The organism is Chryseobacterium sp. R2ACT005 (assembly GCF_049949215.1).
In the GTDB taxonomy this organism is placed as follows: domain Bacteria; phylum Bacteroidota; class Bacteroidia; order Flavobacteriales; family Weeksellaceae; genus Chryseobacterium.
This window is the reverse complement of the sequence record NZ_CP188192.1, coordinates 2,656,299-2,669,904: the sequence shown is the minus strand read 5'-3', so window position 1 is coordinate 2,669,904 and position 13,606 is coordinate 2,656,299. Positions and strand designations below refer to the sequence as shown.

Below are 13,606 nucleotides of genomic sequence, written 5' to 3'. Positions count from 1 at the left end.
AATAATGAAGAGTATTAAGTTGAACTGTATTGTCATTGCGAACCAAAGGTGAAGCAATCTCATAAATGCGGTTCAACTTAATACTCTTAAAACCTTATTGGCCTTAATGGCTTAAAGGTTAATTTTTATTTAGTGGCTTTCACAGCAGATTGAATAGCTTTCTCAACCATTCTCCAATCATAAAAATGAAATACTCTGCCATTACTCATCGCAACGAAAACTCCTTTAGGAAATTTGGGTCCTAAATTAACATTTGTCACCTCAGAACCATCACTTTCCAGCGTAGAAACAGGAATTTCGGCAATTTTTCCTTTAGACTGATCCTCTCTCAGATATACATTGAATGTATCATTCTGCTGATTCGAAACAAGAATATATCCTTTTCCTTGAGAAGTAGGATAGATTGAAATTCCTTCCACATCAGATTTAAAATCTCCTTTCCCGAAGACCGATAATTCTTCATTTCCTTTGGCAGGATCTGCATAATATTTGTGAACGCCAAACTGTTCATCAGAATAATAAATATAGCCCATTTCATCATCTACAGCAATACTTTCAATCTCTTTCAGCCCGCTGTATTTCCCGAATTTACGAACAACTTCTCCTGTTATAAAACCGCCCTTTTCAATCAGTTTATATTGCCAGAGGTATCCGTCAGCCGGACCTGATTTTCTTCCCACAACAGCAAATATTTCTTCTGTCTGCGGATTTTTATAGAGAGAAATTCCCATCGGATCACGTTCAGATTCTCCATCAAATACAGAGAATTCTCCAATTTCTTTCAGCTCAGGAAGCGTATATAACTTTACTTTGTTGGTTTCCCTTTCCGTTACGGCAGCGATATCTGTTTTTTTGCCATTTAGTATAAAACCATATTCCAGATCAACATTATTGGGACGTTTCAATCCCGAAACCTTATTGATAATTTTTCCGTTAAGGTCAAAAGCATACAATCCTCCGTCGGTATCTTTATCGGTTCCTATGATGATGCTTTTTGAGGCATCCTGTGGATTGATCCATATGGCGGGATCATCAGTATCATGAACCACTGTTTCTGTAATAACAGCTGGTTTTAATTTTTCCGCTAAATCTTTCTGCCCTGTACAGTTGATCACAAAAGGAAGAACTGAAAGAGCCAATATATAATGTATATTTTTCATGTGTATTTTAAAAATCAAATTTTACCCCCATTGTAAATCTTGGCCTGTAATATTCAGCCTGAGCGGTTCTGCTCTGGATTCCCTGGTAATACCTTAACGGTTGATTCGTCAGATTATTGGCTTCTGCAAAAACTCTGAGCTGGCTTGTAATCTTGTAGGAAGCATTGGCGTCGAGGAAAAACTGTTTGTCATAATAACGGTCGTCAAAGGCTTTTCCTCCCAGTTCATCAATATAATGAGACGCATAGTTCATGGAAACTCTGGCCGAAAAACGTTTATTTTCCCACGAAAGAGATCCATTGAACATATGAGGAGCAGCGCCGGGAAACCCTACATCTGTTCTCTCAGTGCCTTCTTCATTGGTGATTCCTTTTGCTTTGGATTTGGTGTAAGTATAGTTTACATAAACTCCAAGTCCTTTCCAGAAAGCGCCTGGAATAAAGTCAAGCTGTCTTTGTAAAGCCACTTCAAACCCATAAATATCTACATTGTCACCATTACGCTGCTGGGTAAACTTCCAGTTGCTTTCTCCCGCAGGAATTGGGTTGGACTGTCCTGCAAAATCATTTGCGAAATCATTCGCAGTATAATTTCTTTGGGAATACGTATAAATAAAATTATTCAGGTTTTTATAAAAAATACCTCCGGAAAGTATCCCTACAGACTTAAAATACTTTTCTGCCATAAAATCAAAATTATAGGCATAGGTTGCTTTTAAGTTTGGATTTCCGGCTGCTACGATCTCGTCTTCTGAAATAACATTAAGGTAAGGAACCAGTGAGTAATAATTGGGGCGTGCCAGAGCTGTGGTAAATGCTGCACGAAGCACAAGATCCTGCACCGGAACATATTTGAAGGAAATATTCGGAAGTACATTGGTGTATGTATTCGTATTATTGATTTGTCCTACCAGGTCCTTTTCATTCATCACATAGTTTCCGGTGTAATCAATATTGGTCGTTTCAACACGCGCTCCAACGATCATGGATAATTTATCATTGAAATCCTGATCCCAACGGATATAGCCTGCATAGATCTGCTCCTTCGCATTGTAGTTGCTTGAAAGATATTTTTCAGGCTTTAATTTACCATTAAACAAAGTTGGATTGAATAAATCCAGCCCTCCAAGGAAAGAAGGGTCAACGAATGTTCCCGGAACGTAATTTCCCGGCTGGAAGTTCTGACCATCAAGATTTATTGTCGGAACAGATAAAAGGCTTCCCATAGTGTTGACCGGAGTAAAGGCGTAGAAGTCATTCTCTCTTTCTTTTTTCTTCAAACGCATGCGGAAACCGGTACGAAGACGTCCTTTCTGGCCATCAATCACTGAAAAAGGAAAACGTACATTCATTTTTGCTCCCAGTTCCTTTTCCTGTGTAAAGTTATTGGCATCGGAAAGATCACTCAATTTATAACTTCCTAAATTATCTGCAGCAAGGAGATTGAACATCGGTTTTTCAGGATTACTAAGGTCAGGAGAGAAATTCATTTTGCTGTTTTCAAACTCTATATAGCGCTGGTGAGGCTTATCTTCACTTGCTATTGCATAGTTAACCGACCAGTCGAGATCTACTTTAGAACCTAATAAATGTTCTCCTCTTAAAGCATAGTTCTGAACTTTCTGTTTTTCAAGACGGGTATTGTCATTATCAGCATCACCGCCTTTATTCTGTCTTGTGATACTTCCTTTCCAGTCTGTAATCTCAGTTTCATCGGCGTTATAGACCGGTTTTATTTTATACCCTAATGCCAGTCTGGTTTCCTTATCATTTCTGAAATTATACATTGCAGAAGCGTAGATCTTGTTTTTGGAATTGAATTCATAATCCATATTAAGATCAAAACTGTGTCTGATACGGTGTTCATTATAATAACGTACACCCATTTTGCTTACATAAACAGTCTGTGCAAGATCGTTCGCCTGGCTCCATACCGGTTCTATATTATCCGAACCGAAATTGTTGTTGTTATAGGAAAAACTGAATACAGCCCCTAGTTTTTTATCCAAAAACCGGTTTCCATAGACAAAACCGGCGGTATAATTTCCTTTTTCGCGGATTGGATTGTATCCTCCGGCAACGGTTGCAGACATTCTTTGTCCATTCGGGGAAGCTCTGGTAATAAGATTGACGGAACCTCCGATGGCATCAGCGTCCATATCTGGAGTCAGGGTTTTATTAACCTCAATCGTAGAGATCATATCAGAAGGGATCAGGTCCATCTGTACATTACGGTTATCTCCTTCAGCAGAGGGAATTCTGTCACCATTCAGGGTAACGGAGTTAAGATTGGGAGCCAGTCCTCTGATAATAAGATTTCTGGCTTCTCCCTGATCATTTTGTATGGTAACTCCCGGAACACGCTTCAAAGCATCCCCGATATTGGCATCAGGAAAACGCCCGATCTGATCAGAAGAAATTACATTGGTAATATTGGCGTTGTTCTTTTGCTTGTTTAAAGCTCTTGCCTGATTTTTTAAAGTAGCTCCTGATACTACAACTTCTGCAATAGAGGTTTCTTTTTTATCGAAAATAATATTCTGGCGGGTGTTTTTCTCACTTTCAACTGTAACGTTGTATTCATGAACACCATACCCAAGATAATCAATTTTCATGGTATAACTCCCCGGAGGAACGTTCAGGAAAACAAAGTTTCCGTGTTCATCTGAAGTGGTATAAATATTCCCCGGACTTAGAGAGATTTTAGCTCCCGGCAGGGCTATTTTCGAATCGTCATTAATGTTTCCGGAAAGAGATCCGGTTTGCGCATAGAAAAAAATAGAGGCACAAAATAAAACAGATGTAAAAATTTTCTTCACTTTTCCTTTTTTAGATAAAAATCACAGCAAAATTAAACGTCTGTTTGGGAAAAGTGTTGAAGAGAAAATTAACTGTTTCTTAAGAATTGTTAATATAGATGATTTTGTAAAAGATAAAAGATATTGTTGTTAAAGTTCAGACAAAAAATAAGATAGATATAGATTCCTCGGAATGATAAACTGTATGGATATACTAAGCGTATATAACTGATGAAATAATTATGAATACTATACAAATACACGCGCACATTGTCATTCCGTAGGAATCCAAATAATGCATTTAATTTTTTTGAAATTTGACCTTTTTAAGATTTTGAAATATTAAGTATTTCCTGCACGATAATTTTAGATTTCTCTATCAATTCATTGGATCTGTAGAGTTGGCTGGTAAGTATAGAGCTTTCAAAAAGAAGATAGATATGGGCGGATGTAATATCGTTTTGGATGTCTTTATTGAAGCATTCTCTCAGTTTATTTTTATGATATCGGATTACCTTGTGAATCTCTTCCTTATCGGCAGGGATTTCAGATAAAATATTCAGGAAACTGCATCCTCTGAAGTCTTCTCTTTTATTCATGTAAATCAGGAAATCAAAGGACTTTTGGAATTTTTCCTGCAGTGTTTCTGCTTCCGATGTAAATTTTTTAAGTTCAGACACCCAGTAATCATATCTTTTATTGAGAAATTCAATGCAAAGTTCCTCCTTAGATTTAAAATGATGGTAGAAACTTGCTTTTGAAACGCCAGCTTCATCAATAATCTGGTTGATGCCTGTATTGTTGTAACCTTGCTTATGGAAGAGAACCATTGCTGTATTTAGTATTCTTTCGCGAGGTTTGGGCATCGTATAAAATTTTTACAAATGTAAAAAATAAACAGACTGGTAGGTTTGAAAATAAAATTATTTTTAAATAAACCCTGTGGCATAATATAGCTGAATAACAAAGAAAAGTACGGTAAAAAACCATACGATATAAGGATGATAGGTGAAGTTATTTTTCAGAATATAGTGCAGGGCTTTGAACAACTTAAAAATCCCGATAATTCCAATGAGAAAAAAGACGAGGAAAACCAGAGAAAACAGATAATCTCTTGTTTCATATTCAGTTGTTTTACTAAAGCTATCAATATAGGCTTCTACATTCAGGGTCTGACCCAAAAACATTGCTGAAGTAATTAATATAAAAAAAGGAGTAGAAGTATACACGGTAGTATAAATAAAAGAAAACAGCAACGTTCTAAATGTAATAGTATTTATTTTTTCCTTTTTATACCACAATAAAGCAACACTGAAGAGAACCGCAGTAATATTATTCATCAGGAATATAAACAAAGCTTTTTCCATCATGCTGAGTCCCTTGATCTTGGAAATAATATTGTGCTCACCACCATAATCCATTAAAAGTACGGAGACAATCACGGAAGTATACACTGAAAGTTTGATAGGAGAGAGATAGTCGCGAAAACGTTCTGTCTCCTCTTTTTCCATCTCGTGTACGGAAAGATCATAGCAGCGGCGGGGATCCTGAAACAATTTAAAAATGGTTACGGGAACCAACAATATTTCAATAATAATCTGCAGGCACAGCTTTTCAAAACTATCAATCAACTTTTCAAACATATAGAAGGTATTAAGGGAACGTTTTTGCAATTTAATCAATTTTTGTATTACATCTTAAAACATAATAAAAGAGTGGATGACTTAAGATAAATCATCCACTCTTTTATGGTATAAAAACGTTTCTTATTATTTAGGAAGTCCTCTTTTTAACGCATTATTGGCTATTTCTACCGCTTTTCTTTCTTTCCAGTCCATATATCTTTTTTTGTATCGGCCTTTCATGAAATTATCAAAATTACGCTGAACAGCAAGATTCCAAAGAGAATGTGCTTTTACAGCCCAGCTTTTGTCCCATGCACGCAGGGAAATAGAGAAAGATCCATCCAGGTATTTCATCCAGTGCCACCAGCCGGTAGGCATGAATAAAGTATCTCCGTGTTCCAGGAAGCATTCGATTCCTTCAATACCATCCAATGCCGGGAATTTTTCAAAATCAGGATTGGAAATATCATAATCTTCCAGTGCATAGGTAGCATACGGAAGTTTATAAAGTCTGGATTTCCACTTGTATTCAAATAAAAGAACATGTTTTCTTCCATTGAAGTGGGTGTGGAAAATATGAGGCATGTCTATATCATAATGAAGGAAGGTTACAGAACCTTTACCTCCGAAAAACATACTCGGATATTTATCTAAAAACCCACCCATCAGATTCTTTGGCGGAACATAATCGTCCAAAAGTTTCGGAGCAAATTTTATAGGGTCAAAGAAAAAGATTCTCAGATCAGTAGGTTCTCTCTGAATAAGGTCTACATAATCACTGAAAGGCATTTTCGTAGTCGGAGTATTGATAGGAGCGGCAGGATCTGCTTTGGAACTGTCGTAAAGGGGAACTTCAACGTCGCCAACCACTTCTTTCATATACTCCATTGTCCACTTTTGGTAGGCAGGCCATTTTCTTGCCATATTTCTGATTACCACTGGCTTACATGGCTTTAGATATTTTTCACGGAAATCTTCTTGTGAAATATCATCTACAATATCAATTGGTTTAAGGATTATTCCCATTCGTTCAAATTATTAAGCTAAAGTATTAAATATTTGCGACAATAAAACGGAAAGAAATAAAATTATTTGGAATTAATATAAATAAATGATAAAATACATATTTCTGTCTCTTTTTTTAGAGTTATTGTGTTAGATTTTTAGTTCAAATAGTTTTAAAATATACTGTGTTTATGCTGTAAAATGATCGTTGTGAAATAGAATAATTGTATGTATTATTGTGACATTAAAAACAGCCATGAAAACTTTCACTACGATTATTTTTTTGCTTGTATTTGCAACTGCTTTTTCACAGGAATCAGCTAAAATTTTCACTTCAGATATTGACAATTTTTGGGTGGCCTATGACAGCATTCAAAAAACAAACGATCATACCCAAAAACTGACCCTGATTAAAGAATTATATATCGATAAAGGAACAGCAGGCTTAAAAGCTTTTATGAAGGCCAGAGATTATAATGATACTGTGTTTGTAAACATTATTGATAAGTATCCTAAATTCTGGAATTCGATCAGACCAAATACTCTGACTATAAAAACTAAAACAAATGAGCTGGAAACAAGTGTTATCCGACTGAAGGAGATCTATCCGGATCTTAAAGAAGCTGAAATGTATTTTACGATAGGTGGACTTAATTCCGGGGGGACAGTGAGTGGAAATAAGGTATTGGTGGGTGCTGAACTGGCAACAGGGCTTCCATCTACAGATGTTTCAGAATTTGAGGAAGACTGGCTGAAAACCGTATTTGGCCAACAATCTCTGGATAATATCGTCTCTTTAAATGTTCATGAATATATCCATACCCAGCAGATCGGAGACCGTAGAAGAGTTTTAAATAAATCTATAAAAGAAGGATCGTGCGATCTGATTGCTGAACTGGTGATGAATAAACCTTTGGAAAGAAAATATCTCTCTTATGGAAATGCTCATGCGGCTGAGGTTAAAGATCTCTTTAAAAAAGAAATGTTCACCGGTAATTTTACAAACTGGCTTTATAACGGAAGAAAAAAAGGAGAAAGTGCCGATCTGGGATATTATGTAGGATATGAAATCTCTAAATCTTATTACCGGAATGCAAAAGATAAAAAACAGGCTGTAAAAGATATTATTGAACTGAATTATGACAACGATAAAGCTGTTGAAGACTTCCTCACCAGGTCAAAATTTTTCAAAGAAAAAATTGATAAACAAAAGCTGATCAAAGAATATGAGAAGAATTTACCGTATGTGGTAAAAACAGAACCTAAAAACGGTTCAGTAAATGTAAGTGCTGACACAAAAGAAATAAGAATTACCTTTTCAAAAGAAATGGTTCCCAAAAGCTATTCCTTCAATCTTTCCGATAAAGGAAAAGAATATTTTCCAATTACCAAAATAATAGGAATGGAAAATAATGACAGAACATTGGTTCTTTCAGCAGATCTGAAACCGGGTAAGGAGTATGAATTTGTGCTGACGAACAAAAGTTTCGCTTCTAAAGACGGGTATCCCCTGAGAGATGAAACACTTCTTGTAAAGTTTAAAACAAGGGATAAATAGTTTGATCATTATGAATGATAACCAGCTTTTATATCTAGCTTCAATAGTTTGTTTCTTTCTTATTATTCTAACCTTCAGGCATAGCCGGAAGTTTGGCGGTGTCAATATGCTCCTGTTCTGCTTATACAATTCAATATTATATTATCATTTAATTTATGATAGCAGTGGAGGAGCAGGTCTTGTATGGTGGTTTTGCCTGCTTGTTGTATCAGGATGTCATATGCTGGCACTTTTGATTTACTTTGTAATAACAACTATTATCAAAGACAACAGGTTACGAAAAAATAAGGATTAAAAGATAACTGTAAAACCTTGAAGAAATTATTCAACCATTTAAAATTCAGATTTCATCAAAGTTTCAGACTGCTCAATCTGAACCCAAGAACAGGTATACCTGTGCTGATTATTCTGGGAGTTCTTGTCATCATGAAGCTGCCTGAAAGCTATTATTACCCGCCTTTATTTTTTATACTGGCATTGCTGTTTCATTACGAAAGAAAAGATATTCCTTTCCTTAAAAAGGTCTTTGTCAAAAGCTGGCGTTGGATTATTGTATTGGAAGCGGTATTCATTTACAGTATTTTGTTATGCGGAAATATTCATTACTTATTTGAGAAAACCGCATTACTTTTATTGCCGATGTTTGCCTTACTGGCTTTTATCACTCCAAGAACCCAGCCATGGATGACATTTCAGTGGAACTTTATTCCGGATGATTTATTTGAATGGAAAAGCTTTCTGAGAAAAAATACCTTGCTGGCAGTTTTGGGATTGGTTATTCTCTGGTGTTCAGCTTATCACTTTGTGGCTCTGATTCTTACAGGAATTTTTGCACTGGATTATATCTCACATCTTTACGAACCTAATGAAAATAAAGAAATGCTGGAGATGTATTTTAAAAAATATACTTTAAAAGAGAAACTCAGAAGGAATTCTCTGCTTTTCAATGCTTTGTTGTTGCCAACATACGCTATGTTTCTGATTCTGAACCCTGCTGAAAGTTTATATATACTTTATTATTTTGCTTTTATGAACCTGTATTGTATGCTGATTCTGACCAGAAAATATAAGCAGTACCATCATAAAGAAAAGAGTAATTACTACACTATAGGTGTTTTTATTGAGTATACAATATCCAGTATAATCATTATCCCGGCGGTATTCATATTGAAAAATAATATAAAAGAAGCTTCTCAAAATATTAAAACCTATGTTGGAGATTAAAAATATACATGTTCATTTTAAAAATCAGAATGTTTTAAACCATCTGAATCTATCTATTGAAGAAGGCTGCATATTGGGACTGCTTGGGAAAAATGGGGCGGGAAAGACTACTTTGTTTGAATCCCTGTACCAAAGTATACCATTCTCAGGAGAGATCAGCTGGAAAAATGAACGGTTGAAACGGGAAATGATTTCTTACCTGGAAACCGAAAACTATTTTTACCCTTACATTACGGGAGAAGAATATCTTGCTTATTTTACTTCAAAAAAAGAAGTTGCAATCAAAGAGGCTATTGAAAAATTCAATCTTCCGATGAAAAAATATGTGCAGTATTATTCCAGCGGAATGAAGAAAAAGCTGGCTCTTATCGGAATGCTGATGTTGGATAAGCCTATTAATATCCTTGACGAGCCATTCAATGGAGTAGATTTTGAAGGAGTTCACATCCTTTATGGTATCATCAGACAGCTGAAATCCGAAAACAAAGTAGTTATCGTGAGTTCCCATATTATTGAAACTCTTTTTCATACCTGTGATAAAATCGCTTTTCTACAAAACGGCAATATTGAAAAGATCTATGAAAAGGAAGAATTCAGCCAATTGAATGTACTTAAATTCTAGATCGTTTTTTTAATACTATTTAACATTAGGAGAAAGAGTTCTTAAGGATTTTTTTTATTAAATTGCCTTTTCAAACTAATAACTTATTTATTATGAAAAATCTAAAGAAAATCGCGAGACAAAGTTTAAAAACAATCACAGGAGGTCGCCCACCTGCAGAAAGTGAGTGTATAGCGTGTGGCTGTCCTACATCAACATGTTATTATAAAAATGGAAATGGCGGCGGCGGTGGTTGTGCCGATATCAGATGTGCATGATCATTTTTCTATAAAAAACCTTCCGGAGTACGGAAGGTTTATTTTTACGTTATTATGGCTTGTTTTCTTCATACTTCTTTTTGATAAACAACATCATAACTGCCAGAAATAATGCTGTAATACTTGACCATGTTATGTTTTCTATACCAAAACGGGCAATCCAGAATCCTCCAAATAAAGTACCTGCGGTTACGGCAAAGTTTCCACACGAAGTAAAAATACTATTCATAAACTCCGAAGAATCTGAAACAGAAGAAGTGACATTGATATTGCTGATCAGAAAGCCTCCCGAATGTACCATTCCCCAGCACCCGATAATCCATATCATAGGTATAAAATAGGTTCCAGAATATCCCATCAGCAGATGAATTCCTGATAATAGAATTAAAAACAGGAGAGTAGTCTGAAATGGAAATCTGCTCATGTATTTTCCTGCAATTTTATTTCCTGCAATTCCCACTGTTCCAAATAAAAAAAGCATGAGGCTTACCTGTTTGCCATTCATCCGGGTAACTTTCTTTAAAAAATCTGCCATATAGCCATATGTAGAGTACATGGCTGCAATGGTGAAAAATGCAAGGAGAAGCCCGATCCATAAATGGGTATTGTAAAATATTTTAACAGAAAAACCTATTGAAGGCTTGTTTGTATGTTGAATAGGCGGTAAGCAGATCCATACACCAGCCAGTGCAATTCCATTAATAAAAGCGGTAAGCAAAAAGGAAGACTGCCAGGAAAAGAGATCAGACATAAAAGTCGCCAGTGGAACACCCATTACCGTTGCCAGAGTAAGCCCCGAAAAAATAATGCTAACAGCCCTGGATTTCTCTGTAGAATCTGAGGTTTCTCCGGCCATAGATAAAGCAATCGACCAGTAAACTGGATGAAAGAACGCGGGAATCATTCTGACTACAAGGAGCATATAAAAATTGGTGATGTACGCAGACAGAATATTGGCAGCAACGAAAATAAATAATGAAGAAATCAATAGATTTTTTCTTTTGAAGGTAGATAATGCCATCAGCATAAAAGGGCCGAAAACAGCAACGATCAACGCAAAAGCACTCAGCAGCCATCCCGCTTTTTCAATGGAAACCCGGAACGCTGAAGCTATTTCAGGCAATACCCCTATAACACCAAATTCTGTGGTTGTGATTCCGAAAACACCAAGTGCCAGTACATACAGATTTCTGTTCATTTTCATTATTTTTTTGCAAATTTGCAGAATAGACTATCAGAAAACTATATACTTACCTTTTAGTTCTATACTTACCTTTTTGAAAGTGTAAATAAAAAACGATTATTATGCCTCAATTTTTCCACGATAAAAGACTGTATTATACGCCTATTGAATTTGCATTAAGTCATATTGGAGGAACCTGGAAAATGCCGATTCTATGGAGATTACAGGAAAAACCTCTTCGTTTCAGTGAGCTTAAAAAAGATATTCCTCATATTACAGATAAAATGCTGACCAGCCAGCTGCGAGAACTGGAAGCTAAAGACATGATTCATCGTGAAGTATTCCCCGTAGTGCCGCCGAAAGTGGAATACAGCCTTACGGAGAAAGGGAAAAAAGCCATTCCGGTTATTGAGACCATTATGCAGTACGGCTATGATCTGATTAAGGATGAAGGCATTGTTTTTCCGCCTAAAGAATAAAAAAATATATTGTCTTTTTTCATACCTTCACACAAAATCTATTCTATAGTATGAAGCTGAAATTAGGGATCTTGGACCAGTCACCTGTAACAATGGGTGGCAGTGCAGCCTCCGCATTGAAAAACAGTATCAACCTTGCTTTACTGGCTGAAGAAACAGGCTTTCATAGTGTCATGTATGCCGAACATCATGGAGTAGAAGCTTATGGGAGTTCCAGTCCTGAACTTTTAGCAGCAATTATACTAAGTAAAACAAACCATATCAAAATAGGAACCGCCGGAATTATGATGCGGAATTATTCTGCCTATAAAATTGCGGAATGGGCCAAAATGCTGTCCACTCTGTATCCTGAACGCTTTATTCTCGGATTGGGAAAAGCTCCCGGAGGATTGAAAGATGCTGTTATGGCACTCAATAGTCATAAGCCGATAGTGTTATCAAACATGGAAACGAAACTCGAAGAGATCATTCAATTGATCAGAGAGGAAGAAGGATCTTATGACGGACTTATTGCGCAACCTACCCATGTGCAGCACATTCCTGAAATCATGTGGCTGGGATCAGGAATGACTTCGGCAAAAGAAGCGGCTAAACATGGGACAGGATATTCCTTCGCTGCTTTTATGAACAGTGAGAACGGGATGGAAAATACAGAAGCTTATCTCAAAGAATTTGATGGTACTCAATATTTTTCCCAGCCTTCTCTGCAGGTGGCAGTTGCTGTATCGGTAGCAGATACCATTGAAGAAGCCAGACGGAATGCTTATGGAATGGCCTACCAGTTTTTACAATCCCGCCAGTTAGTCAGTCCCAATGCTGTTCTTTCTCCTGAAGTTGTAGAGCAAAAGATTTTGGGAACTAAAGATGAAGATGAGTTTTTCACCTTTTTAGAGAGAATTATTATAGAAACACCGCAGTCTGTGGCGCAGAGATTGCAGCAGATTTCAGAAAAATACAATACGGATAATCTTTTGATATTGAGTAATATGTATAAGGAAGAAGATCGTATTCATACCTATAAAAGTATCATTAAAAATAATAATTAAGCCCTGTAAGAAAGCCAAAATTTCTGTTTTACTGGGGCTGTATTTAAACATAATTCGAATGCATGAAGCAGGATATTTCAAAATTATATATCATTACGGGCGGTCCCGGAGCTGGAAAAACAACGGTGCTGGATGAATTAAATAAATATGGATTGACAGCAGTCCCTGAAGAAGGCAGGAGAATTATAAAAGAACAGATTGAGTCCGGAGGAGAAGGGCTTCCCTGGCTGAACAAAGAACTTTTTGCCAGTCTGATGTTTGAAGAATCGGTAAAAACCTATCTGGAAATAAACCAAGCGTCCCATTTGAAACCTGTTTTCTTTGACCGCGGAATATGGGACACGCTGGGGTATATGAGGCTTGAAAATATTCTTGTTCCGGAATTAATGACAGCAAGAGCCAGAGAAATGGTTTATAATAACAATGTTTTCATTTTTCCTCCATGGAAAGAGATTTACGAAAATGACCCGGAGAGAAAACAGACCATTGAAAAAGCCATCCTCACTTTTGAATGTATGAAAGAGATTTATGAGGAGTACGGCTTCAATATCATTGAAGTACCGAAAGTTACTGTAGAAAAGAGAGCCCGTTTTATCCTTGACAGAGTTCTGATATAAAACTGAAATGAGTAGGCTCAGCTGAGGTACATC

At 36.4% G+C, this 13,606-nt stretch carries 13 protein-coding genes; 7 read left to right on the top strand and 6 right to left on the bottom strand.

Annotation, left to right across the window (positions count from 1 at the left end; translation table 11 throughout):
* Nucleotides 1-125 precede the first annotated feature (125 nt).
* From ACPF63_RS12225 to ACPF63_RS12205, 5 genes are all read right to left on the bottom strand, one after another.
* Nucleotides 126-1,160 carry a phytase gene (locus tag ACPF63_RS12225; RefSeq protein WP_426480078.1) on the bottom strand — a complete coding sequence of 345 codons (1,035 nt, stop codon included), beginning with the start codon at nucleotides 1,158-1,160 and terminating at the stop codon, nucleotides 126-128.
* A gap of 7 nt (nucleotides 1,161-1,167) precedes the next feature.
* Nucleotides 1,168-3,978 carry a TonB-dependent receptor gene (locus tag ACPF63_RS12220; protein ID WP_426480077.1) on the bottom strand — a complete coding sequence of 937 codons (2,811 nt, stop codon included), beginning with the start codon at nucleotides 3,976-3,978 and terminating at the stop codon, nucleotides 1,168-1,170.
* Nucleotides 3,979-4,283: 305 nt separating this feature from the next.
* On the bottom strand, nucleotides 4,284-4,823 hold the full coding sequence (locus ACPF63_RS12215; protein ID WP_180565606.1) for a TetR/AcrR family transcriptional regulator: 540 nt from the start codon (nucleotides 4,821-4,823) through the stop codon (nucleotides 4,284-4,286).
* Between the two features lie 63 nt (nucleotides 4,824-4,886).
* Nucleotides 4,887-5,600 carry a hypothetical protein gene (locus tag ACPF63_RS12210; RefSeq protein ID WP_426480076.1) on the bottom strand — a complete coding sequence of 238 codons (714 nt, stop codon included), beginning with the start codon at nucleotides 5,598-5,600 and terminating at the stop codon, nucleotides 4,887-4,889.
* Nucleotides 5,601-5,726: 126 nt separating this feature from the next.
* Nucleotides 5,727-6,608, bottom strand: coding sequence for a cupin-like domain-containing protein (locus ACPF63_RS12205; RefSeq protein WP_077414643.1), 882 nt, complete (start codon nucleotides 6,606-6,608; stop codon nucleotides 5,727-5,729).
* 235 nt (nucleotides 6,609-6,843) lie between these two features.
* Here ACPF63_RS12205 and ACPF63_RS12200 point away from each other — a divergent pair, with 235 nt between their 5' ends.
* From ACPF63_RS12200 to ACPF63_RS12185, 4 genes are all read left to right on the top strand, one after another.
* Nucleotides 6,844-8,145 carry an Ig-like domain-containing protein gene (locus tag ACPF63_RS12200; protein WP_426480075.1) on the top strand — a complete coding sequence of 434 codons (1,302 nt, stop codon included), beginning with the start codon at nucleotides 6,844-6,846 and terminating at the stop codon, nucleotides 8,143-8,145.
* A gap of 312 nt (nucleotides 8,146-8,457) precedes the next feature.
* Complete coding sequence (locus ACPF63_RS12195; protein ID WP_426480074.1) at nucleotides 8,458-9,369, top strand: hypothetical protein; 912 nt, start codon at nucleotides 8,458-8,460, stop codon at nucleotides 9,367-9,369.
* On the top strand, nucleotides 9,356-9,991 hold the full coding sequence (locus ACPF63_RS12190) for an ATP-binding cassette domain-containing protein (RefSeq protein WP_426480073.1): 636 nt from the start codon (nucleotides 9,356-9,358) through the stop codon (nucleotides 9,989-9,991). The genes ACPF63_RS12195 and ACPF63_RS12190 overlap by 14 nt, the downstream gene beginning before the upstream one ends.
* Before the next feature lie 92 nt (nucleotides 9,992-10,083).
* Nucleotides 10,084-10,248 carry a bacteriocin-like protein gene (locus ACPF63_RS12185; protein ID WP_180565608.1) on the top strand — a complete coding sequence of 55 codons (165 nt, stop codon included), beginning with the start codon at nucleotides 10,084-10,086 and terminating at the stop codon, nucleotides 10,246-10,248.
* 52 nt (nucleotides 10,249-10,300) lie between these two features.
* Here ACPF63_RS12185 and ACPF63_RS12180 read toward each other — a convergent pair whose 3' ends face one another.
* Complete coding sequence (locus ACPF63_RS12180; RefSeq protein WP_426480072.1) at nucleotides 10,301-11,446, bottom strand: MFS transporter; 1,146 nt, start codon at nucleotides 11,444-11,446, stop codon at nucleotides 10,301-10,303.
* A 107-nt stretch (nucleotides 11,447-11,553) separates the two neighbouring features.
* On the opposite strand from ACPF63_RS12180, the gene ACPF63_RS12175 reads away from it, so the two are divergent.
* The 3 genes from ACPF63_RS12175 to ACPF63_RS12165 all read left to right on the top strand — a co-directional run bounded on the left by ACPF63_RS12175 (nucleotide 11,554) and on the right by ACPF63_RS12165 (nucleotide 13,573).
* A complete protein-coding gene (locus ACPF63_RS12175; protein WP_077414633.1) occupies nucleotides 11,554-11,910 on the top strand; it encodes a winged helix-turn-helix transcriptional regulator in 357 nt (118 codons plus the stop codon).
* Between the two features lie 50 nt (nucleotides 11,911-11,960).
* On the top strand, nucleotides 11,961-12,956 hold the full coding sequence (locus ACPF63_RS12170; RefSeq protein ID WP_426480071.1) for an MsnO8 family LLM class oxidoreductase: 996 nt from the start codon (nucleotides 11,961-11,963) through the stop codon (nucleotides 12,954-12,956).
* Between the two features lie 62 nt (nucleotides 12,957-13,018).
* Nucleotides 13,019-13,573 carry an AAA family ATPase gene (locus tag ACPF63_RS12165; protein WP_426480070.1) on the top strand — a complete coding sequence of 185 codons (555 nt, stop codon included), beginning with the start codon at nucleotides 13,019-13,021 and terminating at the stop codon, nucleotides 13,571-13,573.
* Nucleotides 13,574-13,606: the final 33 nt, after the last annotated feature.

Excerpts from the sequence above, each read along its gene's own strand:
- ACPF63_RS12225 (WP_426480078.1), bottom strand. The coding sequence starts at position 1,160 with ATGAAAAATATACATTATATATTGGCTCTTTCAGTTCTTCCTTTTGTG.
- ACPF63_RS12185 (WP_180565608.1), top strand. The coding sequence starts at position 10,084 with ATGAAAAATCTAAAGAAAATCGCGAGACAAAGTTTAAAAACAATCACA.
- ACPF63_RS12180 (WP_426480072.1), bottom strand. The coding sequence starts at position 11,446 with ATGAACAGAAATCTGTATGTACTGGCACTTGGTGTTTTCGGAATCACA.
- ACPF63_RS12190 (WP_426480073.1), top strand. The coding sequence starts at position 9,356 with ATGTTGGAGATTAAAAATATACATGTTCATTTTAAAAATCAGAATGTT.
- ACPF63_RS12205 (WP_077414643.1), bottom strand. The coding sequence starts at position 6,608 with ATGGGAATAATCCTTAAACCAATTGATATTGTAGATGATATTTCACAA.
- ACPF63_RS12210 (WP_426480076.1), bottom strand. The coding sequence starts at position 5,600 with ATGTTTGAAAAGTTGATTGATAGTTTTGAAAAGCTGTGCCTGCAGATT.
- ACPF63_RS12215 (WP_180565606.1), bottom strand. The coding sequence starts at position 4,823 with ATGCCCAAACCTCGCGAAAGAATACTAAATACAGCAATGGTTCTCTTC.
- ACPF63_RS12170 (WP_426480071.1), top strand. The coding sequence starts at position 11,961 with ATGAAGCTGAAATTAGGGATCTTGGACCAGTCACCTGTAACAATGGGT.
- ACPF63_RS12200 (WP_426480075.1), top strand. The coding sequence starts at position 6,844 with ATGAAAACTTTCACTACGATTATTTTTTTGCTTGTATTTGCAACTGCT.
- ACPF63_RS12175 (WP_077414633.1), top strand. The coding sequence starts at position 11,554 with ATGCCTCAATTTTTCCACGATAAAAGACTGTATTATACGCCTATTGAA.
- ACPF63_RS12165 (WP_426480070.1), top strand. The coding sequence starts at position 13,019 with ATGAAGCAGGATATTTCAAAATTATATATCATTACGGGCGGTCCCGGA.